This is a genomic window from Turicimonas muris, from assembly GCF_002221595.1.
GTDB classification, from domain to species: Bacteria; Pseudomonadota; Gammaproteobacteria; order Burkholderiales; family Burkholderiaceae_F; genus Turicimonas; species Turicimonas muris.
Genome location: NZ_NHMP01000012.1, coordinates 15,469 through 40,776, shown reverse-complemented (window position 1 = coordinate 40,776; position 25,308 = coordinate 15,469). Strand labels below are relative to the sequence as shown.

Here is a 25,308-nt window from a genome sequence, read left to right as displayed (position 1 = left end):
ACTAATATGGGGCTTCACGTTTTCCTCCTAAACAGCCACCGGTGCTTTGATAGCGGGATAAGGATCATAGCCGACGATTTCGAAATCTTCGAACTTGTAGTCAAAGATGGAATCCGGCTTTCTCTTGATAACTAGCTGAGGCGCTTCTCGAGGCGAGCGAGAAAGCTGCTCCTTCACTTGCTCAATGTGATTGTCGTAAATATGGCAATCTCCTCCGGTCCAAACAAAATCGCCGACTTTCAAATCACATTGTTGCGCAACCATATGAGTTAATAAGGAATAGCTTGCGATATTAAAAGGAACACCCAAGAAAATGTCGCAGCTTCTTTGGTAAAGCTGACAGGACAGGCGCCCTTGAGCAACGTAAAACTGGAAAAACATATGACACGGAGGCAAATGCATTTTAGGCACTTCTCCCACGTTCCAAGCACTAACGACTAGTCTTCGGGAGTCGGGATTCGTCTTGATTTGCTGGATGACATTTGCAATTTGGTCCACTGTTTTACCGTCGGCAGTCGGCCAAGATCTCCATTGGACTCCGTAGACCGGACCTAACTCACCGTTTTCATCTGCCCACTCGTCCCAAATAGTAACTTTGTTCTCACGCAGATAGGCTATGTTGGACTCTCCTTTCAAGAACCATAACAATTCATGAATGATGGAGCGCAGATGAAGCTTCTTGGTCGTAACCAGAGGAAAACCTTCTGCGAGATTAAACCTCATTTGATAGCCGAAAACTGATCTTGTTCCGGTTCCCGTGCGATCGGATTTAGGAACTCCGTTCTTAAAAACAAAATCTTCTAGCTGCTCATACTGATTAAAGATCATTTTCGGCTCTCCCGGAGAGCCCGCTAAAGGCTCCCCTATTTAAATTTATTTAGATAAAGCTGCGAGTCTGGACTTCACAATATTTACAAACAAAGTGGAAGCCAGCGGTAAAACTTCATCATTAAAGTCAAATAACGGATTATGGATGGAAACCTGGTGGTTTTCATCTCGGACGCCTACTCTGACAACACTGCCCGGGATTTTTTCCTGATAGAAGCTGAAGTCTTCACTGCTCATAAAAGGAGTCATGTCCTTGACCACATTTTCTTCTCCGACAAGCTTAAGTGCTTCTTCAATACCGGCTTTTGTGCAAACTTCTGCGTTATTTAAAGAAGAAATCAGTCGGGTGTATTTGAAATTAACTTTCACCCCATGAGCCTGAGCAATCCCTTCGGCCATCCTCTTCATATTTTCTTCCAAGAGGTCTCTTACTGCCGGAGAAAAAGTTCTCACCGTTCCTCCCAGGCTTGCTTCTGCCGGGACAACGTTGAAGTTGTCTTTTCTGCCTGCATTAATGGAACAGATGGATAAAACGGCAGGCTCCAACGGATCAACTTTTCTGGAAACGATCGTTTGATAAGCGCTGTAAAGCTCAGTAATAGCGGGAAGAGGATCGAGCCCCTTGTGAGGTCTGCCGCCGTGAGTTCCCAATCCAGTATATTCAACCAAGAAAATATCTGCGGAGGCTTGAAGATGTCCTACTTTAAAACCGAAGCTTCCTTTATCAAGGAAGGGTTCATCGTGACCTCCGTAGATTTCTTTGACATCGTACTTTTCCAAGATACCCGCCTTAACAATCGCAGCAGCGCCTAAGCCAATTTCTTCAGCAGGTTGGAAAATAAATACGACACGTCCAGGAAAATCACGATGAGCAGAAAGATATGCGGCTGTACCCAGCATCCACGTTTGGTGACCATCGTGACCACAAGTGTGAGCCCGTCCCTCCACTGTACTCTTCCATGGATTGGAGGAGGAATCCGGCATTGGAAGAGCATCAATATCTGCACGCAAAGCCACGGTAACACCTGGCTGAGTACCGTTTAGGACAGCTATAACGGAGCCCTTGACCGTAGTAGTGTCAATTTCAGTAAATTCATGCCTTTTTAGGAAAGCTACAATTTTTTCTGCTGTTCGATCCGTATCAAAACCCAATTCCGGATGAGCATGGATATCTCTCCTGTGCTCTTTTAATTCTTCGTACAGAGACACAATCTCCGGATAACAACTAACTTTCATTACTGGTTCACTCATTATCTTTCTCCCTTCAGAATTCTTTTTTAATACAAGTTTTGCAAGTATAGTTGAGAAGGTACAAATGAGGAATATAACTAACAGGAACGAAAGCTAGGCCTGCGTAAGAAGATAAAAACGTACTCAAACTGAAAAGGTTTTTCACTTTTCTCTCAACCAACCGGAGTATTTTCAAAAGTCCTCGCTCTAAATATAATTGTCTCTTCAATTAGGCGATCATTTTTAATGAAAAAAAGCAAAATCATACCGATTAAGCCTGAGTCTAAAACCATTCCGTTAAGCGGAACTATCAGCAGAAAAGACTCTCACTGGGTTGACAGACGAGGCAGACCGTTACGCGATTTACGAATCTCGGTCACGGACAGATGCAACTTTCGTTGTCGATATTGCATGCCTAAAGAGAAATTCGAAAAAGATCATTCCTTTCTGGCTCACACCGAACTTCTGACTTTTGAAGAGCTAGAGAGAGTTGCCAAAATTTTTATTAAAAACGGCGTTGAGAAAATTCGTCTGACAGGCGGAGAGCCTTTGCTAAGAAAAGGCATAGAGAACTTAGTCGCTAAGCTTTCTTCTCTGAAGACTTGGAACGGGAAAAATTTAGATGTTGCCATTACAACCAACGGCTCGGCCTTAGCAAAAAAAGCAAAGGCATTGGCGGACGCCGGTTTAAAAAGGATTACCGTTTCTCTCGACAGCATGGACCCTGACGTCTTCATGAAACTGAACGACGTAGGATTTCCTCTCGAAAAAGTTCTCGAGGGAATTAAGGCCGCCGAAGAAGCCGGAATCCCGAGTATCAAGATAAATGTTGTCGTTAAAAAAAGCGTCAATGACGACAAGCTTTTAGATATCGTTAAGTATTTCAAAGGAACTAAAGTCATTGTCCGTTTCATTGAATTTATGGACGTTGGCGCAACTAACGGCTGGAGAATGGATGATGTTATTCCTTCCAAAGCTATTGTTGAACAAATCAACAAAGTCTACCCTGTTGAACCTTTAGATCCGAACTACACAGGAGAAGTCGCTACCCGCTGGAGATTCAAAGATGACGGCAGAGAAATAGGCTTCATCTCATCCGTCAGTGAGCCTTTCTGCAAAGAGTGTTCCCGAATGAGACTTTCAGTTGACGGGAAAATCTATAACTGTCTTTTTGCTACTACAGGGTTCGATATTCGCCAGATGCTTCGTGGAGGCGCAACCGATGAAGAGATTGAGGAAGCTATCGGGCGTATTTGGTCGGCAAGAGAAGACCACTACTCGGAAATTCGAACTTCTGAAACCGTCAAAGAACGTCAGAAGAATAAGATTGAAATGTCTTATATCGGTGGTTAATTCAAAAGCCTAACTCCTTTGAATTAAAAAGCTTTTCATCAAGTCCGGCTTGGCGTCGGACTTACCATTTACTCATCTTGTTCCTTATCTTTCTTCAACAAGATAGACAGCATGGACTTCCCTTGGATCATTGATTTCACAATAGTGTGGGCTTTTTCAGAATAAGGCGGATTAAATGTGTCCACAAAATTCAGTTTGCTCTGATAGAACACAGACTTAAGATTGGAAAAGCTTTCGAAGCCTGCTTTTCCCATGTAGCGGCCCATTCCGGACTGTCCCACTCCGCCGAACGGCAGATTATGACTGACCGCATGCAAAATCGTATCGTTTACCGTTATGCCCCCGCATGGCACCGTGGAGACGATGTTTTTGACTCTCTTCTTATTGTTATCAAACCAATACATCGCTAGAGGATGAGGTCTGGAATTGATAAAGTCAACCGCCTCCCCTATGTCATCATCAGGATAGGCAATGACCGGCAAAATAGGCCCGAAAATCTCTTCGCTCATTACTTCGATATCAGGCGGCGGATTGAGAACTATCTGTGGTCCAAGCTTTCTCGTCTTCAAATCGAACTGATCTCCCAAAAATAGAGACTCCACTTTAGAAGTCTGAGACGCTTCCTGCAGCTGATTGAGTAAAGATTCAAATCGGCTTTGAGAGACGATCGAAGTGTAGGAAGGATCTGCTAAGCCTGCCGGATAGAGTTTTCTTGCTTCTTTTCTGCAAATATCCACAAAATTTCTAACGCGTCTGCGCTCTATCAGAACATAATCGGGAGCTATGCAAGTCTGGCCGGAATTTAAGAGCTTACCGACCATAATCCTCTCTACAGCCGCATCTAAAGGGTAATTGGGAGCGATTACCGCCGGAGACTTTCCTCCTAACTCCAAAGTTACCGGAGTCAAATTTTTTGCAGCTGCTTGTGCAACCTTTCTGCCAACTTGAGTTGAGCCGATGAACAGCAAATGATCAAAAGGAAGTTCTGCAAAACGGGAGGAAATATCGCTTTCGCCCAAGACTACATATAGTTCGTTGGGCATGAAGTATTTTTGTACAAGTTCTTCTATTAAGGAAGAAAACACCGGAGTCGTCTCAGACAACTTCAACATGCACAAATTACCGGCCGCAAATGCCTGCGCAACTGAACCAATAGAGAGAAAGAGAGGATAGTTCCAAGGTGCAATGATTCCAACGACCCCCTTAGGGTGGAAGATTACTTCCTCACTTCCCGGAAGCAAATACGGATCCGGGACAAAGGAGCGAGGCTTCATCCATTTTTCGGCATTCTTCTTCAAATATCGGATCTGAGAGAGGGTCGGGAAAATATCCAACATATCCGTGACGAAGGCATCCCTGCATCCAAAATCCGTATAAATCGCAGTCTCAATCCTTTCCTTGTTTTCCAGAATCATATTTTCCAATCTGTCTAATCGGACAAATCTGTCTTTCCAAGCCGGATTTGGCTTTAATAAGACAGAATGCTTCATCGACATGAAAACTTCATTCATGGTAGCTGCGGCTTCCTCAAGGTCAATAATGAGAGGAATTTGGACTGATGTGTCTGTTTGAGGCTGCATTTTTCGGGAAAACTCTATTTCTTTCTTGACTAAATTCTAAACTTATTGTCCGCTTTTCGATTTGAGGCTCTTTCGATTGTTAATATTTCTTCGATAATTTTGAAAACGTAAATAAAATGTTTAATCCAACCTCAATAACTTTTATTGGCTACCTTATTGTCATGGTAGCAGTAGGCCTTTTTGCGTGGCGCTACACAAAAAATTTCAACGACTACATCTTAGGCGGGAGAAGATTGGGAAGCATTGTCACGGGCCTCTCGGTCGGCGCCTCAGATATGAGCGGATGGCTTTTGATGGGCTTACCGGGTGCGGTATTTCTTTCCGGTATCTGTGAATCTTGGATTGCCATCGGTTTGGCCATCGGAACATATCTTAACTGGAAAATTGTCGCATCACCGCTTCGCGTTTATACCGAAGTTGCCCACAATGCTCTGACTCTTCCGGACTATTTCACTCATCGCTTTGAAGACAAGAGCAAATTGCTCCGAATTATCTCGGCTTTTGTTATTCTGCTCTTCTTTGCCATCTACTCTGCATCCGGTATGGTAGCGAGTGCCAGACTCTTTGAAATGGTGTTTGATCTGCCGTACTCAACCGCCCTTATTCTCGGTACGATCGCAACTTTGGCCTATGTCTTCTTAGGCGGTTTCCTTGCTGTGAGCTGGACAGACACTATTCAAGCTTCGATGATGTGTTTAGCTCTAATCATTACACCGTTGGCAGTGATGTGGGATCTTGGAGGTTGGACAGCCACCATTAATCAAGTTTCTCAGGTAAGCGCCAATCATTTGAATATGCTTCAAGGCCAAACATTCATTGGTGTAATCTCTCTGCTGGCTTGGGGTTTAGGATATTTCGGGCAGCCCCATATTTTGGTTCGCTTTATGGCAGCAAAGGATGCCAAAGTTATGCCTCAAGCATGCCGCATCAGCATGATTTGGCTTATCTTCTGCCTAGGCGGTGCAGTTGCAGCCGGATTCTTCGGAGCTGCTTATTTTGCTGCTCATACCGATGTAGCTGCCCCTGTTGTAGCCAATCATGAAAGAGTTTTCATGGTTCTCTCCACTACTTTATTCAGCCCATGGATTGGAGGCATTCTTCTCTCTGCTATTCTGGCGGCTGTGATGAGCACCCTCTCCTGCCAACTTTTAGTTTGCTCCTCTGTTTTAACCGAAGACTTCTATAGGGCTTTCATACGGAATAATGCTTCTCAGAAAGAATTGGTTTGGGTCGGCAGAGCTACCGTTATCGGCGTCAGCCTTGTAGCCATTTTGATTGCATTGGATCCGAACAATCTCGTACTTTCATTAGTTAGCTATGCATGGGGCGGATTTGGAGCTGCTTTTGGTCCCGCAATTATTCTTTCTCTCTTGTGGAAGAAATGCACTAAAAACGGAGTTCTGTGCGGAATCATTGTTGGTGCTCTTACAGTCTTGGTTTGGCACCAAGGTGGTTGGTGGGATCTTTACGAAATCGTTCCGGGATTCGTTTTCTCCGCCCTTACCATTATCGTTGTGAGCCTTTTGGATCCAAACAAACCTTCAAAATCTGTTAGTGATACTTTTGATTATGTACATGAGAAACTTGAAGAAGCTAAAAAGCTGAATTAATCAAGTTTCCGTACGCCTTTCAACTGCCTCTTGGAAGAACTTCAGGGGCAGTTTTTTTCTGCCATTTTTTAATTAATTCAAAGTTATTTCCTCACTTTGCGTCTCTATACCTTTTGCTTCCGGACAAAATGGCTATATTGAATGCACCTATTATTGGAGATTGTTATGGACGACAAATTAAATACTATCGAGAGAAAAGAATTACCGGATTCTGTTTTTGGCTTACCTGAAAGAAGAGAATATCCAATGCCGGATGCCGCCCATGTTAGAGCTGCCGAGGCGTATTTCAGATATTGTCCGGACGATTTAAAGCCAAAGCTTGCCCGTGCGATCCTTGCTCGTGCTAAAGAATATGGTGTCGATGTTGAAAGTCCAACCGTACTCTCCTACGCTGAAGAATAATCGAGAAATTTTTAGCAACTTTAACACTCAAAGAAACTTAAGACTTGCAGGAAGCAGAATATTAGGTATAATTCTGTCTCCTCGCGGAAAGATGGCAGAGCGGTTGAATGCACTGGTCTTGAAAACCAGCGATGGGTAACCCCCATCCGTGGGTTCGAATCCCACTCTTTCCGCCAACTATCTAATAAAATCAAGAAAAATAAAAGAAAAATAAAATTTTTACACCATTTTTCCCATCAAGGAAAGTTTCATTTCTCCAAAAATTAAAAGTGTCCCTTCCTGAAATTGGTTGACATTTCTTTAGTTTAAAAACTTTTTTGTTGACTACCTTGCCTTTGTTCATATTGACTCCTTAAAGAGTCAACTTATTTCAGTCTAAGACACATTGCAGACAAGATAATTATCACCCAGAGAAAAGTAGATTACTTGTTTTTTAAAAGCCAATTCCCGTTTGTCCATACAAAATTTTGTAGGAATCTCCTCGTCACTTGAGGAGAATGACAAATCAAAAAATCTAGTCTGCCTCATTTCTAACCTACGGAACTAATATCGGAAAAGAATAATTAGGAAATTTTCACAAATTCAAAAAGTTATTTCATCATATAATCCAACATATAACTTCTAAAATCAAATCTCGACCCCATGTTTTCTCTTCCGACTTTTATCTTTTATTGCTTTACTTCGACTATCACGCCTGGACCAAACAATTTAATGTCAATGTCATGGGGAATGAGAGTTGGATTCTTTAAAGCGCTGCCGTTCAATTTAGGAGTTATTACCGGATTTTTTGCAGTAATGCTTCTTTGCTGTATTGGATGTGCTGCTTTAAACAGCCTAATCCCGGAAATTATGGGCCTCATGAAAATTTTGGGAACTCTTTATCTGGTTTGGCTGGCGTGGAAGATCTTGAAAGCCGTTTATAGTCTGAAGCCATTTGAAATAGATAAGAAAAAAGCCTTTATCTCCGGATTCTGCCTTCAGTTTGTCAACTTCAAGATTATGGTCTACGGCATCGTTTCAATGCAGACCTTTATTCTTCCGCATTTTACGGATCCGTGGATATTGGTTGGATTTTCTTTCTTCTTAGCCGCAATGGGTTCAGGCTGCAATTTAATCTGGTCAGCTTTTGGATCCGCCTTTGCTCACCTCTTCTCTAAATACACACGCCCGGTGAATGCGGTCCTGGCTCTTTCTTTGCTTTTTTGTGCAGGCTCGCTTTGGATTTAAGGGAAAAGCCAAGATCTTGTAAAACCTCTCCGTCCTTTCGGACGGAGGTTTTCCTGTGAGAGAGCTAACTGTAGGGTCATTCGTCCTTCAGAAGACGTCCGGCAACCTTATTAAAGCCGCCGTCAATGTAAACGGTCTCAGCCGTTATGCCAAAAGATTTTTCCGACAGAAGGAATGCGGCTAAATTACCAACTTCTTCCGTGCTAACTAAGCTTCTTAACAGGCTCAAATCCTTGGCCAGTTTCATCAAAAGTCCGAAATCTTTAATACCGCTGGCTGCCAGAGTTTTAATTGGTCCGCATGAAATGCTGTTGGCCCGGATACCTCTTTCTCCAAGATCGGCAGCAATGTAGCGGGTAACGGATTCCAACGCAGACTTGCAGATGGCCATTGTGTTGTAGTTCGGCACAATCTTCTCGGCACCGAGATAGCTCATTGTGATAATGGAGGCTCTCTCTCTAAGAAGCGGACTAAATGCTTTTGCTAAAGCCGCATAGGAATAAACTGAAACATTCATAGCCTGAAGGAAACCTTCTCTGGAAATGCCTTCCAAAAAACTGCCTTCAATGCATTCCCGAGGCGCCCAAGCAATAGAATGAACAAATCCGTCAAAACCTTCAGACCATTTTTCTTTAAGAACAGAAGCAGCTGCGTCAATGGAATCATCGGAAGTCACATCCATCTTGATAACTTCACCTGCATTGAAATCATTGGCAAAACCTTGAACTCTGTCCTTAAATCTCTCATTGTTGTAAGTAAGCGTCAGTTGTGCACCCTCTTCAAAACAAACCTTGGCTATCCCATAGGAAATAGAACGTTGAGAAGAGATGCCTGTAATAAGTATTCTTTTGCCTTCAAGTAATTTCATAATGCAATTCAAATAATTTAGCTTAGGCTGAACGTTGCCTAGGCGGAATTCTACCAATAGAAAAGACCGAGGTATCGAAATAGCTCGGCCCAAATACAATAACTTTCGAATTAGCCTTCTTTGACTATCTTCTTAATTTCCCACAACCGTTTAAAGGCTTCCGGCATATCGTTCTTAATCAAATCTTTTTGGAAAGAATGAAGTCTGCGGTACAGGGAAGTCATTTCCTTCCTCGGTGCATATTCTTTATCAACGACTAAAACCTTCCGTAAATTAGGAATAATGTCTTTGAAATCACCTACAGCATAAGCAGCAAAGAGACAGTTTGTCACAACGGCGCCGCCCTTATTTTTATAACGGACGACTTCGCTGTCCAACATGTCTGATTTGATCTGATTCCATAGAGAGTCTCGGCTGCCGCCCTCAGTTACCGTGATTCGGTTCAAATCCACGCCGGCCTTTCTATAGATATCTGTGATTTCCATGTAATCATAGCCAATGGATTCAAGGACGGAGCGCCACATAATAGCCTGATCATCATCAAGGGTCAAGCCCAAGAAGCAGCTGCTCTTCTTTTGCGTCTCGTCCTGGCCGCCTGTCAGATAGGGGAGGAAAAGAACACCGTTGCTGCCTGCCGGAACTTTTTCAGCTCTGGCACTAAGATCTGTGTAATAAAGAGCATCGTCGGCTTTATGGCATACAGAATCTTTGAACCATCTCAAGGCCAAGCCGCCGGTTCTGATGAATCCCCAGTAAAAATAAGTGTTAGGAAGAGAACCGCTGTTAAAGATAAGATTGTTCCCTTTTTTGCTTAGCTCAGGCACGATGCCGGTAGTCGAAACACAAAACATAGCGCAGGTACCCGCAACGTCTACGCCTTTTCCTGGCTCGAAATTACCGCATCCAATCATGGACTGCATGGTATCGCCGGCTCCCGCACAAATCTTTGTTCCTTCACGAAGACCTGTGTATTCGGCAATCTCTTTTGTTAAGCCTCCGACAATATCCCACGGCTTAAGAATTCTGGGCATATAACGCTTATCAATACCCAAGATAGCCAGCTGTTCATCAGACCATTCTTTTTCCATGACCTTGTAGCCAAGGCCCCAGCCAGACATTGCTCCCCAATCGATAAAGGCGTCTTTTCCTTTTAATCCGGCAAGGTTCATCAGAATATACGGGCAGTTATGGACAAACTTAACACCTTGTTCTTGGAACTTGGTATTGTGTTTAAGAAGCCAACGTGCAAACATAGCCGGGAACATACAGGAAGCAACAGGGTTGCCCGTCTCTTTGCCCCAAATGGAAAGATCCTTTTTATTAATGTACTCCACGTCGTCTTGAGTACGGCTATCGAGATAGTTAATATAAGGTGTGATAGCCTTCCCTTCGGCATTTACACCGGCGATACCGCAGATAACGCCGTCGCCCATAATCGAAACAATATCTTTGGGATCTCGGCCGATCTCTTTTAAATCTTCTGCGCAGCGTTTAATGCATTTAAGAGTGACTCCCAAGAAATCATCCAAATCCATCTCTACCCAACCGGGGTTAGGATATCGGAAACTGGTCGGAAGACTTTGTGAGGTAAGACACTCTAATTTTTCGTCATAGACAGAAACTTTGACGCTCTGTGTACCGGCGTCAAAACCGAGATATAGATTTCCCATAAGATTGCTCCGTTTTCTTTCTATTATATAGCCGAGCCTTTTTTCTACGGCCTCAGGACATACAAGGCAACGGCTAAGGACAATCACTCATTGTGCTGTTATTCTTCATATGGAATCGGATCTTTTACCCCGTTTTCTTCAAACGCATTCAAACGATCAATACAAGTTCCGCATTTTCCGCAGGCCTTTTCATGTCCTTCGTAACAGGACCAAGTAAGTTCGAAAGGAACCTTCAGCCTTAATCCTTCTTTGATAACACGCGCTTTGTTGAACTTCACTAAAGGAGCAGCAAGCTTGACTAATCCATAGGTTCCAATGGAAATTGCTTGGTTCATCGCTTGGGTAAATTCGGAAGAACAATCGGCATAGGCTTGTCCGGCCGCATCATCTGCATGAGCTCCAATCCAAATCTCACAATCTTCTTCCGGGTAAATTGACTGCGCTAAAGCAGCAGCCGAAGAAAGCATTAAACCGTTCCTAAAAGGAACGTAAGTCGAAACCTTACCTTCCCCTTTTTCAGCAATTTGATCGGCATAGCTTTTATGTTCGATTGCTTGAGTGCTGTTTTTCAAAAGAGAGCAGTCACTGAATTTGAGAATGTTTTCAAGGCTGAGAACAAAATGCTTTAACGAATAAAAATCTGCAATCTTCTGTGCACAGATAAGTTCTCTATCGTGCTTTTGTCCGTATTCAAAAGAAACCGTCGCTACATTTTCTCTGCCAAGTTTTTCAACGGCAAGTGCGACACAAACTGTACTATCTGCTCCTCCGCTGGAAAGGACTAGCGCTTTCATCTTTACTCCTCAAACCGTAATTGGGCTGATTTTAGTCCTTCTTCCGCCTGCGGCTTACTTTCCAAACAAGGAAGCAAAAAATCCTTTCTTCGAATACGGTTCAGAATGACCGCCTAGGAAGCTATAGCCGGTCTTCTCTATTTCAGCCTTTATTCGTCTCATATCGGGCTCGCTCTTGCTGATGATCTTGATCTCGGCTTTCTTATAAGACGCATTGATCTTGGCATCCGGACAAATATTTCTAATCACATCTTTCAAATGCGATTCGCACATAAGACAGGCCATGCCTTCAACTTTAAGTGTCGTTTCTATCATGATTAATTGAGAATAATTATCATGCTCAATTATAAAAATTTGCCTTTCGTTTTTCAACAATTCAGTAACTATTAAGTTATCATTTGCATAATCACACCGCATAAGCATTGGTGTGAAGACCTTTAGTTTTCTATTAGTTTGAATGAATAGCAAATGATTTCGTTTCGTATGTTTATCTCTTATCCCCTCTGCTACGCTTTTGAGAGGACGGTAATACGATCTCAAACTTTTGAGAAAACCTGGTCAAATATGCGTCCTCACTTGGAAAGAGGCATTGAGCTTATTGCTCAGGAAGCTCACCCTGAAGGACGTTCTCTCGTTCGTAAATACGTTTACCAAGAACCGGCTGTCCGCAGGGTCGTTAATGACTGCCTGCGGGAAATCTTTTCGACCGATATCATGTGCATGGTCGCTCAGATCCAGAACAATCATCGAAAAATAGCCGCTCGTAAAAAAGAAATTATCGAATGGGAAAAAGATCTTATCGGCAGTCCTAAAAGGTCTTGGAATCCTTTGAACGCTTCCGTTCCTCAGCTCAAAGAAAAGATCGAACGAAATAAAGTTAAGAATGCTGCCGATGAGAAACAAAATCAGGCTTTAATTGATTCTTCCCTGGAAAAATTAAAAGCAAGAGGCGTAAAACTTAATAAAGCCCAGCTTGAGGGTTTGATAAATACGGCTGACGGTGAAGATGTGGCTGCGATTATGGCCACGGCTGACTCCATTCGCTTAATTTTCCAAAAAATGGATTCTCAATTAAAGTCCGAGGGTGCGACTCCCGAGCTTTCAAAGAGCTATGCTGGCTTTTATATGATGTGTTGCCGTCTTTATATTGAAGCCATCGACCGGGCATTACTTAAAATTGAAAAGTTTTACTTGCCCCGTGTCAGCGGCATAGAGAAAAATGCAGCTAAACAGATTCGCTCAGCAGAATCTAAACTGGGCCACTCCAGAATTACTCAAGAGCAAAAAGATATTTTGAATAAGAATTGCCTCATCAATGAACAAATTATTGAGGTTGCAAAGTTCTATACAAAGCACTTGAATACAAGGGCTAAAGATTTGCTCGAACTCAAAGAAAAAGCCGAATTAAATTACGATATTTCCTTGAACACGTTCTTCACCATGAAGGCAGGAGCCGACCTTTCTCTGCTGATGAAAAACTCGGAACAAGATTTAACGAGAATCTTTGAATTTGAGATGCCAAGTCCGGCCGCGCTTTACGATGTAGGTTTCGGTGAACAATTCACCGCAGTTACCAGGCAGCTTCAACAAGACTAGTCTGCTTTCTCTGGATTAAGAGACACACAGAGAATTTGGCCCGAGCTTCGTTTCTCGGGCCGATTAGTTTTGACTAACAGAGAGTAATTTCTTTCCAAATATCTTCCGCTCTTAGCTTCTTACCACTTTTCCGATCTTGGTATTCCGTATGAAGAAGTTCGTGAGCCAAATGAGAATTCGGCTCTCCCAAATACTCTTTGTACAGCTCTTTAACCATCGGATTGTTATGAGACTGTCTTAAAGAATGTTCCTCATCGATGGTAGTCAGAACTTTAGTACGTTCCAAGTTAAACGGATGATAATCTCCGGCCTCTCTCGGCGTTCCTCCGCCATTGATGCAGCCGCCGGGACAAGACATTACTTCTATAAAATCAAAGGGACTTTTTCCGCTGAGAACTTCATCCGCAATATAGTCTGCGTTAGCCAAGCCATGAACCACGCCGATTCTTAACGGAGATTTTCCCTCACCCAAGTCAATGGTCAGCTCCTGTTCCACGTGAGGATGCTCGCTCGTTTTGAACTGAATAGAATTCACATTTTTACCGGTCAATACGTAATAAACGGTTCTTGCCGCAGCTTCTGCCACCCCCGCAGTTTTGCCGAAAATTACCGCCGCTCCGCTTCCTTTACTCATAAACGGAGTATCAAAATCTTGGCCTTCCAGTTTTCTAAGATCAATGCCTTTTCCTTTCAGAAGTTTGGCAAATTCTCTTACGGTTAAAACCAAATCCACATCGGGAACTGCGTCTTTGGCTAGTGCTTGTCTTGCCGCTTCATCCTTCTTGGCCGTACAGGGCATAATGGAAATAGAACGGATTTTCTCTTTTGGAATACCTTTTTTTTCCGGAAGCCAACTCTTGATTAAAGAACCCATTACCGCCTGCGGAGAACGGGTAGTTGAAATATGAGGAATCAGCTCGGGCTTATGCAGTTCAACAAAGTTAATCCACGCAGGACAGCAGGAGGTAAACATTGGAAGAACCGCATTTTTATCATTAAGGCGATTCAGCAGTTCCGTCCCTTCTTCCATAATAACCACATCGGCGGAGAAATTAGTATCCAGAACGCAATCGGCTCCGGCTTTTTTCAAAGCTTCTACGATTTTTCTCTCAACGTTCACACCGGCCGGAAATCCGAATTCTTCTCCCAAAGTAGCTCTCACGGCCGGAGCAAATTGAAATACGGTATAAATTCCCGGATCCGTCAAATAATCATTGGCAACATCCACTTGATCACGAGCCTGAAGTGCTCCGGTTGGACATACGACCGTGCATTGACCGCATCGAACACAGTTATCCGATAACGCCCAAGGTTTACCTTCTCTTAACGCGGCTGCTCGCTCCCTGCCGGAACCTTTCATGGTCAAAACATAGAGACCTTGAACTTTGCCGCAAACTTCAACGCATCTTTCACAGCGAATGCATTTGTTTGGATCCAGCCAAATAGCCCGGTCGGAATAATCTTCTTCCTTCGCTACCTTATAGGAACCGGGAGCAATGCCCTTCTTCAAGTCCAATTTCTCGGCCAAATCCAAGAGTTCACACTTCCCATGTCTATCGCATCCCATGCAATTCATATCATGGTCTGCAAATAAAAGGGCCAACTGCTTTCTCTGCGCCTGACGTACTTCAGGAGAATCGGTGCGAATTTCCATTCCGTCTTCTAAGCCGGTCTTGCAGCTGGTCGACAACACTTCCCTTCCGTCAGGATATTTAATTTTTACGATGCATAAACCGCAGGAACCGGGAGTACTTTCCAGTGTCGGGTAAGCACAAAGAGTCGGAACAAAAAATCCAAGTTTTCTTACCGCTTCTAATACTGTGAGCTTTTCTGTAAAGGTAAAAGGAACCCCATTAATCAATGCTTTCATTATCTTTCCTTTCTTTTACTTAGCGGTTTTTCCAATTGGATTGGCTGTTTCAACCAAAAGTACCCTGTAGCAGCGCATGCATCTTTCGGCTTCTTCTTTTGCCTGATCGTCGGTAAGGCCCAACTCAACTTCTTCAAAATTATCCGTTCTGTTTAAAGGTTCCAATTCCGGAATTACTGTGCGGGAAGTGGAAATTACTGGCTTGCATTCAGCAGCATCATCAAATAGACCCGCTGACTTAATCATGTCGCTCACCCTTTGTCTCTTATCAAAGGAGAATTTTTCGCCTTCCAGATACTCTTGAATTCGCTGAGCTGCTTTTTCTCCCTGGGCCATAGCTTCAATAAGAGAGCGCGGGCCAACTGCACAGTCGCCGCCTGCAAATACTCCCTTCCTTGAAGTTTCTAAATTCTCATTGACAGCAATAATAGAATCTCGTTTACCTAATTCAAGCTTATCTGCGCCGACAAATAATTCTTTTTCGAGTTTTTGCCCGATAGCGGCAATAACCCTTGAACAAGGAATAACAAACTCAGACCCTTCAATTTCAGTCAGTTTTGATTTTCTGGAATTCGGATCTCCCTCTACCTTTAGTTTGCAGCAAAGTAAACCTGTTACCTTGCCGTTTTCTATAACCAACTGTTTTTGCGCTGTCAGCCAATGAAAAGAAACGCCTTCTTGATGAGCTTCATGAAGTTCGACAGGATCGGCCGGAGATAGTTGTTCCGTTCTTCTGTATACGACAGAGACTTTGCCCGAGCTGATTCTGACTGCCGTTCTGCAACAGTCCATAGCTACGTTTCCGCAACCGACAATTACAGTGTCTCCCTCATAATGAAGAGGTCTTTCTTTAGAGACTGATTTTTCGACTTGACGCAGAAAATCAATTCCGTCGGTATAGCCGACAATTTTCCCTTCGTCTTCTGGAAAACCGAGTTTCGTACCCTTAGCACATCCAACACCGAGAAATATTGCTTTATATCCGTCGCTGAATAAATCATCTATCGAAAAATCCTTTCCAAACTCTCTTTCGAAAAGAACACGTCCTCCGAGATTTTCGATAACTTTACTTGTTTCGCTGGAGAGCAAATCCTTAGGAAGGCGATACTGCGGAATACCTGTTAAGGCCATTCCGCCTGCCCTATCTTTGCTTTCGATAATATCAACCGGATAACCGGCAAGAAGCAAGTGGTAAGCACAGGTAATTCCTGCCCCACCCGCACCAATAACCGCTACTTTAGGTTTATTTTGCGGGGAGCGCCTTGGTTTGAAGAGATGATCTACGGACTCACCAAGAGAATCAGCTGCGTAGCGCTTCAGATTTTTAATATCGACGGGGCCCTCAAGCTTCCTTCTTCTGCATGCAGACTCACAGAAATGAACACATACGCGTCCGCACGATCCGACTAGCGGATAGTTTCTTAAAAGAACTCCGGTGGCTAAATCCGACCTGGACTCCTTAATGTAGTCAATATATCTGGGAATATTAACCTTCGCAGGGCATGCTTCGATACAAGGCGCCGTAACAACGGAATATTGATCAGCTGATGTGTAGGCTACGTTCTTTTTTAGATCTTCAGGGAAAAATTTTAGAGCTCCGATGAGAGAAACCGGAACGGTCTGACCTACTCCGCAGAAGCTGCTTTCAACCATCAGTGTGCAAACCTCTTCGATGAGCTTCCAGTCTTTCTCTGAAAGACTATGTTTATCTCCAGAGGCCTTCTTTAATAAGTCATAAACGAGTGCGGTTCCGTTTCTGCAAGGAGTACACTTGCCGCAAGAATTCTCGGAGGCCTTTTCCCAGTAATCTCTCAGAACCTTAATCAAGGAGACTTCGGGGTTGAAAATAATGAAGCCTCTATGGGAAACAAACGCATCTACAGGATTAGAGCCGTCAAAAAATTCGAGCTCCTCAATATTAAGGGTCGCCGGCAGCTCTTCTAAACTCGCATTGCGTAAATCAAATGGCTCGCCGTCCCAAAAACCGTAACATGTCTTCATAACTTAGCCGATGAGGATGTGTTTTCAAATTATTTCTAAATATTACTATCCTTTACTATCTTTCTACTGACTCTTTCTTATAAGTTGAAAGTGAATTTTACTATGTGAAAAAAGTTAGGGATTTTTCTGACCAATATTTCTACTTATTTTGAAAGCATTCGGTCGCAAACGACATATTCCGTCCTCAAAAAAATCTCTGAGCCCAATATGCTCATAATCGGATTCAAATGCTGTTTAGAACAATAAAATTATTAGAAAAGGAGAATTCTATGAAAGTCGGCGTTGCATTAGGGAGCGGATCTGCCAGAGGTTTTGCACATATCGGTATATTGGAATATTTGCAGGAAAGAGGAGTACACGTCGATGTTGTTGCAGGGACATCAATCGGAGCTATTGTCGGGGCTTCTTATGCGTGCGGCAACCTAGACAGACTCAAGGCACAAGCCTTAAACATTAACCGTTTGAACTGGACGGCATTCTTCAATCCAAGTTTTTCTTTCGACGGCTGGATTAACTTAAAACATATGCAAATGTTTTTGGTCAAATCCGGCATTCCCAGAAAAATGAATATCGAAGATTTAAAAATGCCTTTTGGAACCGTTACTTGTGATTTGAATACCGGTAAGGAGCTGTGGGTGACGGAAGGTCCGGTTTTTGATGCGGTTTGGCCGTCCATGGCAATGCCCGGTGTTTTTCAACCGGTATTAAATAAAGAAAACCGTTGGTGTATCGACGGAGGAATTGTCAATCCGGTCCCCGTTTCTTTGTGCCGTGCTTTGGGTGCGGATGTGGTCATCGCCGTTAACCTAAACAGCGACTTACTTACAAAAAATAGAAATCCTCGAGCTGAGCAAAAGAAAAAACCAAGTGAGATTTACAAATTAGTGCAAAAGGCCAAGAAGCTAATCCCCGCCAAATATCAAAAAGAAACCCTCCAAAACGATATGCCTGAGCCGCCGGATTTCTTCGAAACGATAGCTTCCTCCATCAATATTGCTCAGGACAGAATAACTAAAACACGTTTAGCCGGAGATCCCCCGGAGGTAACGCTGCAGCCAAAACTTTCCAGAATCGGTTTGTTGGAGACTTACAGAGCGGAAGAAGCCATCGCCGAGGGAAGACGATGCTGCGAACTAGCCTTTCCGCAAATTAGAGATGCCTTAGATCTGGTGCAAGTCGAAGAAGGAGAAAAGTAATATTTGACGAAAGATTAAGCCTGTCGGTGGTTCGGACAGGCCTAATTTTTACTTATCTTTGTGATTGGCTAGCAGATACAAAATACCCACTAGGACAGCACCCCCAACAATATTTCCCAATGTCACAGGCACTAAGTTATTAATAAAGAAATCACTCCAACCTACAGCCAGTGCTTTAGCTTCTCCTGCATTAACCAAAGCAAGGTAACGAGCATCGGTTCCGGTAAAAATGCCAAGAGGAATGAAGAACATATTAGCTATACAGTGTTCCATACCCAAAGCCACGAATGCCATTGTCGGGAACCAGAGAGCAACCACTTTTCCGATAACCTCAGTGCTTGCAGCGGCTGCGAAAACCGCTAAGCAAACCAACCAGTTGCAGCCGACTCCTCGGATAAAAGCAGACATCCAATCTAAAGAACATTTGGCGTTAGTTAGGTTCACGATGCTTTTTGCCCAGGGAAGTGTTCCGCCGGCACTTTCAAAAATGAGCCCGGAAGAAAAAGCAATGACATAAGCAACGAACAGTGCCCCCACAAAATTACCAACCCAAGCAGCACTTCCTGCAAGAAAGGACTGTCCGACAGAAATTTGACCTCTAAGTTTTGCCGTTGTTAAGGTCATGCAGCTGCCGGTAAAAAGGTCTGCACCGCATAAAACGACAAGCATCAAACCGAGCGGGAAAACTGCACCGAAAATAAGCTTTCCCACTGCTCCCCACGACTCCCAAGGGAGTACTAGACCGACCCTTATCGCTAAAAATCCGCCGATAGCAATGTACATACCTGCTAAGACGGTATTTGCAATACGGGAAATTAAATTTTGAGAGGCTTTAGAAACCCCCATGTTGACAGTTGCTTCTAAAATTTGAGCGGATGACAAAGTCGCCATCTGGTTCTCCGAAGAATAAGGAATTGAATCAATTGAATTTATCGAGCGCATTATACGGTTTACCTCTCCGGAAATAAGGAATTCCCAGAGAGAATTCAAAGCATTAAAACAAAAAATCGAACTTTGAATCTTTATGCACGAAACGGAGATTTAATTCTTTTCCAGATCCTCTAGGCTGGAGGCACCGCATAATAGGACCAATCTTTGACAAAATATAGAAAATATTAGTTACACTGTAACCACTCTAATGACTTCTTGAAGAGCTCAAAAATGACTAAAACAATGCTTTCTATAATCCTGGCTCTTGGTTTTGCTTCAGTTGTTGCGGCTGCTCCGAGAGTGGAAACTCCACCCTCCATTGATTCTAAGGACAATATTTCCGGTGGCACGTCTGAGAAAAAAGTAACCCGCATAACAGCTAAAAAAACTGACGCAGTCACTAAAGAAGAACTTGAACAAGCTAAGAAAGATATTGAAGCCGCAAAGGTTCGTCAGAAAGATCCGAGATTCTGGCCAAAGACCAAAATTGAAGAGACCGTCAACAATAACAACGTTGTTACTGAAGTCAAGGTCACTCCAATGAGTACTCAAATCCCTTACACCATGACTCGTGAGCAACCTTCCAATCAATCTAAGAACGGAACCAGCGGCGACAATACCATGAGCGTTCCAAAATTCATTAATTTCGGTTTTTAAGAATGGCTGTATTTACTCCTCTCTCAGAAGAAGACATAAATAATTTTCTAAAGAATTACAACATCGGTGATTTAGTTGAGTACAGCGGAATCCTCTCAGGTATTGAGAATTCCAACTTTTATGTGACGACCACAAAAGGCCGCTATGTCCTAACTGTCTTTGAAAGACTTAACGAGACTCAGATCCCTTATTATCTGAAACTTCAAAAACATCTTTTAGATAAAGGACTTTCAGTAAGCGGTCCCATCACGGATAAAAACGGGCACCTGTTTTCTTCGTTGAAAAATAAACCGGCAAGCATTGCGCCCTGCATTAAAGGAGAATACGTTGCTCAGCCAAATGCTCAGGCCTGTAATCAGATGGGCAAAATGCTTGCAGAAATGCACCTTGCCGTAAAAGATTTTCCTTTAAGTCAAGAAAATACAAAAGGTTTGGCCTTCTGGGAATCTTCCCTTCCCTCTCTGAAGCCATACATGCCCGAAGAGCTTTTTGAATATCTGAAAAAAGAAATTAATCGGCAAAAAGAATTAATGAATTCGCAGGTTTATAAAGAACTTGAAGCAGGTGCGGTTCACGCAGACCTTTTCAGAAATAATTCGCTTATTGAAATCAATGGAGACGAGCAAAACCTCGGAGGAGTCATTGATTTTTACTTCGCCTGCAATGCTCCGTTTCTATACGACCTCGCCGTTACCCTTAATGACTGGACGATAAATCAAGAAACAGGTAAATTCCTTCCAGAGGAAACCCAAGCCTTTTTGGAAGGATATAACTCAGTGAGAAAACTAACGGAAAAAGAACACTCTCTCTGGCAAGACATGCTTTCGGCCGGGGCTCTTCGCTTCTGGGTCTCTCGTCTTTATGACTTTTACCTTCCGCGTGAAGCTAGTATGTTGAAGCCTCACGACCCGAGACATTTCGAAAGAATATTGAAATTGAGAAGAGAAGCGGATCCGAAAGATCTTCCTTGGATCTAATCCGAGGTTCAATTTTTCAAGTAGGCAGATTAACCTCTGCCTTTTTTGTTACTGATTTTTCCGTTCTGAAATTTCAGACCTTTGTAAAAACAGTATGATAACGAAAGGTTTATTTTGGATTTTTTATGAACAAAAACTATAATCTCCCCGCTTCTACGGGACTTGTTTGGCTTAAGGCGGGATTCAAAATCATGAAAACAGCTCCTGTAGCCACAAGTGGCATCGTCGCCTTTTACTTATTGTTGATGCTTGTAGCAGGAATGCCGGGCGCTCTGCTAAACGTACCTTTCATTGATATTTTATTAAGCGGCCTGGTGACACCTTTCGGAGCCGTTGCAATTGCTAGTTGCGGCAGAGATGTATCCAAAGGAATAATCCCGACAATATTTCAATGCTACGGGGAATGTTTCAAAAACACCTCCGTCCGTAACAAACTCCTGCTCTTGGGGCTAATCTATGGAGTTTGCGTTATTTTGATCAGTCTTGTTTTTTCTTGGCTCTCCGCAGATGACGTCGATAAGTGGTTCAGTAAAGACGGAAAGCTTCTTCCTAATGAGATAGTGTCCAACTTTCCTTGGGCTGCCGTCCTCTTCGGATTCGTTTTCTATACAGCCCTTCTTTGCGTAACCTGTTTTTCTCCAATGCTCATTGCTTGGAAAGGAATGCCTCTTGGAAAAGCTTTCTTCTTCAGCCTCTTTGTCTGTTTGAAGAACGCCGGTGCTTTTATCGTTCTCGGACTTCTGCTGGCCTTAATCGCAACTTTCGGCACCACGTCCTTAAGTGCTTTGGGTGCAATCCTCGGCATTAATTCCGTCCTGGTCGTACTTTGGGGCCTTTTCATCACCTGTTGGTCCTATTGCACCCTTTGGCCTATTTGGTCCAGTATTTTCGGAGACCAAGACAGCCAAATCGTTTCTTACACAAAATGAAACCATTTTCACTAATTTACGGTATTCGTTATTTGAAGAAATCAGTAAGCTTTACATAGATTTATTGGAGAAATTAATGCGTAAATTCTTACTAGGAGCCATCCTTTTATCAATGACAGGTCTGGCTTCTGCTGTGACTGTTGAAGATCTGACTTCCACTTCTTCTTGGATGCCTGCTACTGACTCAGTTCCGTCCTGCGACATTCCTGCGACTATCACTTTCAAAAAGAACGGTAAGCTCAATTCCGAACCTGGCTGCAACAGCCTTTTCGGCGATTATGTTATCGGCGATAATGACAAACTCGAATTCGTCAACATGGGAATGACGAGAAAGCTTTGCGCTAAACAGTATATGGACTTAGAAGCAAGCTTCACCGACCTTCTGAACAAAACCAAGTTCGCTAAGAAGGACGGTAAATATCTCATCTTGTTTGATGCGGATAAAAAAGAAATCGGACGTCTGGAGCCTGAGCGTTCCGGCTCCTGCAGCTAAATTTTTCTTGAAGAGCGAAGCCGGCGGCTTCGCTTTTCTTTAGTGGGCGGCTTCCCAATTCTCTCCCACACCAACCTCAGCAATTAATGGTACGTGCAATTCAGCAACTGAGGACATAATTTCCGGAAGTCTCTTCTTCACAACCTCCACTTCTTTATCCGGCACTTCCAGAATCAATTCGTCATGAACTTGGAGAATCAGCTTACTTTCTAAGTTTTCTTCTTGCAGCCAGTCTTGAACGGCAATCATTGCCATTTTGATGAGATCAGCGGCTGTTCCCTGCATCGGAGCATTAATAGCTGCGCGTTCAGCAGCTGCTTTTCTTGCACCGGAAGCCTGCAGTTCCGGAATTTCCAGTCTTCTTCCGAACACTGTCTGAATATATCCTTTTTCCAGGGCATGCTGTCTGGTATCCTCCATGTACTTGGATACTCCCGGATATCTTTGGAAATAACGGGCAATATAGTTCTTAGCATCATGGCGGTCAATATTTAAATTCTTTGCCAATCCGAATGCGCTCATGCTGTAGATCAGGCCGAAATTAATCACCTTAGCTATTCTTCTTTGATCCGGGGTGACAGCTTCCAAAGGTTCAGAGAATACTTCCGCAGCTGTTGCCCTATGAATGTCTTGGTTTTTCTTAAATGCTTCGGTAAAACCTTTATCTCCTGATAAATGAGCCATGATTCTCAATTCGATCTGAGAGTAATCGGCACTGATAATTTTCTTCCCGGGGCCTGCGATAAAGGCTTCCCTCACTCTTCTTCCCTCCGGGGTCCTTACAGGAATATTCTGCAAGTTCGGATTAGTCGAAGACAATCTTCCGGTGACGGCCACCGCCTGTTCAAAGGTCGTATGAACCCTTCCATCTCGAGGAGAAATTTGAGTAGGCAACTTTTCAGTATAGGTAGAAATAAGTTTGGTCAGAGCACGGTATTCCAGCGCAATTTTGGCCAAAGGATAATCCAGCGCAAGTTCTGAAAGAACTTCTTCGCTTGTAGAATAATTTCCTGAAGCCGTCTTTTTCGAGGGTTTGCCATTGATGAGAACTCCTAATTTCTCAAAAAGAATCTCTCCGAGTTGTTTCGGACTAGCCAAATTAAATTTCTCTCCGGCAATAGTCTCTGCTTTCTTTGAAAGTTCGGATGCTTTTGCTTGAAGTTCCGCTGTCTGCTTAGCCAATAACTGTTTATCGATCAACACACCGTTTTGTTCCATTCGGAACAAAACACGGCTCGTCGGCATTTCGATTTCACGGTATATCTTTTGAAGATTCGGATCCTTTTCTATCAGCCCACAGAATAAATCAGATAAATGTGCACCGACGTATGAACGCTCCATCGCAAATTTTGCACAAGACAGAATATCTACTTCGCTAAAAGTTTTCTTTTTAACTCCTTTGCCCAATAGGACTTCTTCGGCCTGCAGCTCAAACTTAAGCCAGTTGTACGAAAGCTTTTCAATGTAATGGGTTCGATGAGCTTCCAGAACATAATTCTGAAGTAAGACGTCTTCTTTTATACCGTTGAACTCGATGCCTATGTCGGCCAAAACGTGTGCTATGTATTTAGCGTCATAGCAACTCTTTTCAAAAGCTGGATCAGAAAGCCACGAACCGAATATCTGCGTAAACTCTTCAGGAGTAATACCTTGAGGATCAACCCAATTCGTACTAACCGGGACAAACCAATTTTTACCTGTATTCCAGCCGACTGCGATCCCACGCAAAGTGTATGTAAAATCTTTGAAATCGGCTAGCACAAACAAGAAAGGAAGCTTGCCCTCTTTGCTCTGAGAACAAATCTCTTCAACAAGATGCTTTGCTTCATCCGGAGATTCAATTGTTTGCTGGGAGAACTCTGCCAATTGAACCTCTTTCTCTTCGGAATTGGAAAAAAGATCCAGCCCATCTGATGCGTCTTCTTCAGATTTCTTGGAATCTGTTTTAATTGGACCGCTCTTGGACTCATCCTTCAGATCTTTGAGAAAAGCGCGAAATTCCAACCGTTCATAAAGTTCTTTCAGAGCCGCAACATCAGGGTCTTTAATTTTTAGATCTTCCAATGAGTTGACTTGAGAAGAAATATCGGCATCCTGTTTGATTGTCACCAAAGCTTTAGCAACAGGCAAAAAGGCCAAAGAGTCTCGAAGATTGTCACCGATCTTACCTTTTACCGCAGCAGCGTTCTCAATAATATTTTCCAAAGATCCATATTCTTCAAGCCACTTGGAAGCTGTTTTCTTACCGCATTTCGGAACGCCGGGTACATTATCGATCTTGTCCCCCATCAATGCGAGGTAGTCAATAATTTGTTTTGGTGGTACCCCGAATTTTTCCTTAACCCCTTCAATATCGAGCCAGGTATTTTCGGCACCCATCGTATTAATCAAAACAACGTCTTGCGTGACAAGTTGAGCATAGTCTTTATCTCCGGTCGCTATGACTACTTTACATCCCGCTTCTCCGGCAGACTTCGCAATTGTTCCGATAGTGTCATCGGCTTCGATACCGTCAACTTGAATCAGAGGAATGCCTTGTTTTCTAACTGCATCAAAAACATCGGGAATTTGCAGCTTAAGATCTTCCGGGGTTTCTTCTCTATTGGCTTTATAGTCCGGATAAATATCGGAGCGAAAGGTTTTTCCTTTCGGGTCAAAAACGCAAGCCACATAGTCCGTAGGGACATCTCGTCTTAATGCCCTAAGCATCGAAAGAAAGCCTCTCGTGGCTCCGGTTGGATGCCCTGACTTAGTATTAAGAGGAGGCAGGGCAAAGAAAGCCCGGAAAAGAAAGTGCGATGCATCGATTAATAGTATTGTTTTGCTCATATGTTTTCCTTGCGGACTATTTAAGAGATAGTTCAAACTCGATCTGCATATATTAATAGTTCAAATCCTATTCACAATCTTCAAAGATTCATTTAGAGACAGGCCAAGATGAGCGGCGAGAAAAAGATTTGGTCGCTGACAGACGCCATAAATAAAAAGGTTTTCTTAAAATAAATCTAAATACTATTTTTAAAAAACAAATTATTTACTGTTTTTTTACGCTTTATCTTTATAGAAAAAATAATAATTAAAACTCATAAATTATTTA

General features: G+C 43.1%; 21 protein-coding genes and 1 tRNA gene. 11 read left to right on the top strand and 11 right to left on the bottom strand.

The annotated features are described in order from the left end of the window. Positions 1–27: 27 nt before the first annotated feature. Together thyA and ADH67_RS12335 are read right to left on the bottom strand one after the other, a co-directional pair. Positions 28–828 (bottom strand): thymidylate synthase, encoded by an 801-nt coding sequence (thyA, locus tag ADH67_RS12340; RefSeq protein WP_066592515.1) that lies wholly within the window; start codon positions 826–828, stop codon positions 28–30. Positions 829–873: 45 nt separating this feature from the next. Next, positions 874–2,079 carry a M20 metallopeptidase family protein gene (locus tag ADH67_RS12335; protein ID WP_066592518.1) on the bottom strand — a complete coding sequence of 402 codons (1,206 nt, stop codon included), beginning with the start codon at positions 2,077–2,079 and terminating at the stop codon, positions 874–876. 225 nt (positions 2,080–2,304) lie between these two features. On the opposite strand from ADH67_RS12335, the gene moaA reads away from it, so the two are divergent. Further along, on the top strand, positions 2,305–3,411 hold the full coding sequence (gene moaA, locus ADH67_RS12330) for a GTP 3',8-cyclase MoaA (RefSeq protein WP_066592526.1): 1,107 nt from the start codon (positions 2,305–2,307) through the stop codon (positions 3,409–3,411). Positions 3,412–3,479: 68 nt separating this feature from the next. Here moaA and ADH67_RS12325 read toward each other — a convergent pair whose 3' ends face one another. Next, positions 3,480–4,991, bottom strand: coding sequence for an aldehyde dehydrogenase family protein (locus ADH67_RS12325; protein ID WP_084081465.1), 1,512 nt, complete (start codon positions 4,989–4,991; stop codon positions 3,480–3,482). Between the two features lie 116 nt (positions 4,992–5,107). Between ADH67_RS12325 and putP the strand changes: the two genes are divergently transcribed. The 4 genes from putP to ADH67_RS12305 all read left to right on the top strand — a co-directional run bounded on the left by putP (position 5,108) and on the right by ADH67_RS12305 (position 8,230). Next, complete coding sequence (putP, locus tag ADH67_RS12320; protein ID WP_066592527.1) at positions 5,108–6,601, top strand: sodium/proline symporter PutP; 1,494 nt, start codon at positions 5,108–5,110, stop codon at positions 6,599–6,601. Positions 6,602–6,766: 165 nt separating this feature from the next. After that, a complete protein-coding gene (locus ADH67_RS12315) occupies positions 6,767–7,003 on the top strand; it encodes a hypothetical protein (RefSeq protein ID WP_089275764.1) in 237 nt (78 codons plus the stop codon). A gap of 85 nt (positions 7,004–7,088) precedes the next feature. Then, positions 7,089–7,179: transfer RNA gene (locus ADH67_RS12310), tRNA-Ser, on the top strand. Positions 7,180–7,645: 466 nt separating this feature from the next. After that, the gene (locus ADH67_RS12305) at positions 7,646–8,230 is read left to right on the top strand and encodes a LysE family transporter (RefSeq protein WP_066592529.1); all 585 of its coding nucleotides are present in this window, start codon (positions 7,646–7,648) and stop codon (positions 8,228–8,230) included. 76 nt (positions 8,231–8,306) lie between these two features. On the opposite strand, the gene ADH67_RS12300 is transcribed toward ADH67_RS12305, so the two are convergent. The 4 genes from ADH67_RS12300 to ADH67_RS12285 all read right to left on the bottom strand — a co-directional run bounded on the left by ADH67_RS12300 (position 8,307) and on the right by ADH67_RS12285 (position 11,877). Continuing rightward, a complete protein-coding gene (locus ADH67_RS12300; RefSeq protein ID WP_066592531.1) occupies positions 8,307–9,098 on the bottom strand; it encodes an enoyl-ACP reductase FabI in 792 nt (263 codons plus the stop codon). A 110-nt stretch (positions 9,099–9,208) separates the two neighbouring features. Beyond that, positions 9,209–10,768: an FGGY-family carbohydrate kinase gene (locus ADH67_RS12295; RefSeq protein ID WP_066592539.1), complete on the bottom strand. Its 1,560-nt coding sequence runs from the start codon at positions 10,766–10,768 to the stop codon at positions 9,209–9,211. A 98-nt stretch (positions 10,769–10,866) separates the two neighbouring features. Continuing rightward, positions 10,867–11,562: a 7-cyano-7-deazaguanine synthase QueC gene (gene queC / locus ADH67_RS12290; RefSeq protein ID WP_066592541.1), complete on the bottom strand. Its 696-nt coding sequence runs from the start codon at positions 11,560–11,562 to the stop codon at positions 10,867–10,869. Between the two features lie 54 nt (positions 11,563–11,616). Beyond that, on the bottom strand, positions 11,617–11,877 hold the full coding sequence (locus tag ADH67_RS12285) for a heavy-metal-associated domain-containing protein (RefSeq protein WP_066595744.1): 261 nt from the start codon (positions 11,875–11,877) through the stop codon (positions 11,617–11,619). Between the two features lie 153 nt (positions 11,878–12,030). Here ADH67_RS12285 and ADH67_RS12280 point away from each other — a divergent pair, with 153 nt between their 5' ends. Further along, a complete protein-coding gene (locus ADH67_RS12280) occupies positions 12,031–13,158 on the top strand; it encodes a hypothetical protein (protein ID WP_236578501.1) in 1,128 nt (375 codons plus the stop codon). Positions 13,159–13,231: 73 nt separating this feature from the next. Here ADH67_RS12280 and ADH67_RS12275 read toward each other — a convergent pair whose 3' ends face one another. Both ADH67_RS12275 and ADH67_RS12270 read right to left on the bottom strand, forming a co-directional pair. Continuing rightward, on the bottom strand, positions 13,232–15,028 hold the full coding sequence (locus ADH67_RS12275) for a [FeFe] hydrogenase, group A (protein WP_066592542.1): 1,797 nt from the start codon (positions 15,026–15,028) through the stop codon (positions 13,232–13,234). Between the two features lie 15 nt (positions 15,029–15,043). After that, positions 15,044–17,029 (bottom strand): FAD-dependent oxidoreductase, encoded by a 1,986-nt coding sequence (locus ADH67_RS12270; RefSeq protein ID WP_066592548.1) that lies wholly within the window; start codon positions 17,027–17,029, stop codon positions 15,044–15,046. Positions 17,030–17,298: 269 nt separating this feature from the next. Here ADH67_RS12270 and ADH67_RS12265 point away from each other — a divergent pair, with 269 nt between their 5' ends. Continuing rightward, positions 17,299–18,225 carry a patatin-like phospholipase family protein gene (locus ADH67_RS12265; RefSeq protein WP_066592551.1) on the top strand — a complete coding sequence of 309 codons (927 nt, stop codon included), beginning with the start codon at positions 17,299–17,301 and terminating at the stop codon, positions 18,223–18,225. A gap of 48 nt (positions 18,226–18,273) precedes the next feature. Here the strand turns inward: ADH67_RS12265 and ADH67_RS12260 are convergent, their stop codons facing one another. Further along, positions 18,274–19,116: a formate/nitrite transporter family protein gene (locus ADH67_RS12260; RefSeq protein ID WP_066592555.1), complete on the bottom strand. Its 843-nt coding sequence runs from the start codon at positions 19,114–19,116 to the stop codon at positions 18,274–18,276. 270 nt (positions 19,117–19,386) lie between these two features. Here ADH67_RS12260 and ADH67_RS12255 point away from each other — a divergent pair, with 270 nt between their 5' ends. The 4 genes from ADH67_RS12255 (at position 19,387) to ADH67_RS12240 (ending at position 22,211) form a co-directional block, all read left to right on the top strand. Next, positions 19,387–19,812 (top strand): hypothetical protein, encoded by a 426-nt coding sequence (locus ADH67_RS12255; protein WP_066592558.1) that lies wholly within the window; start codon positions 19,387–19,389, stop codon positions 19,810–19,812. 2 nt (positions 19,813–19,814) lie between these two features. After that, the gene (locus tag ADH67_RS12250) at positions 19,815–20,789 is read left to right on the top strand and encodes a homoserine kinase (RefSeq protein WP_066592561.1); all 975 of its coding nucleotides are present in this window, start codon (positions 19,815–19,817) and stop codon (positions 20,787–20,789) included. Positions 20,790–20,914: 125 nt separating this feature from the next. After that, positions 20,915–21,718 (top strand): BPSS1780 family membrane protein, encoded by an 804-nt coding sequence (locus ADH67_RS12245; protein WP_066592564.1) that lies wholly within the window; start codon positions 20,915–20,917, stop codon positions 21,716–21,718. A 76-nt stretch (positions 21,719–21,794) separates the two neighbouring features. Next, positions 21,795–22,211: an META domain-containing protein gene (locus ADH67_RS12240; protein ID WP_066592566.1), complete on the top strand. Its 417-nt coding sequence runs from the start codon at positions 21,795–21,797 to the stop codon at positions 22,209–22,211. A gap of 39 nt (positions 22,212–22,250) precedes the next feature. Here ADH67_RS12240 and polA read toward each other — a convergent pair whose 3' ends face one another. After that, positions 22,251–25,040 carry a DNA polymerase I gene (gene polA / locus ADH67_RS12235; RefSeq protein ID WP_066592568.1) on the bottom strand — a complete coding sequence of 930 codons (2,790 nt, stop codon included), beginning with the start codon at positions 25,038–25,040 and terminating at the stop codon, positions 22,251–22,253. Between the last annotated feature and the right edge of the window lie 268 nt (positions 25,041–25,308).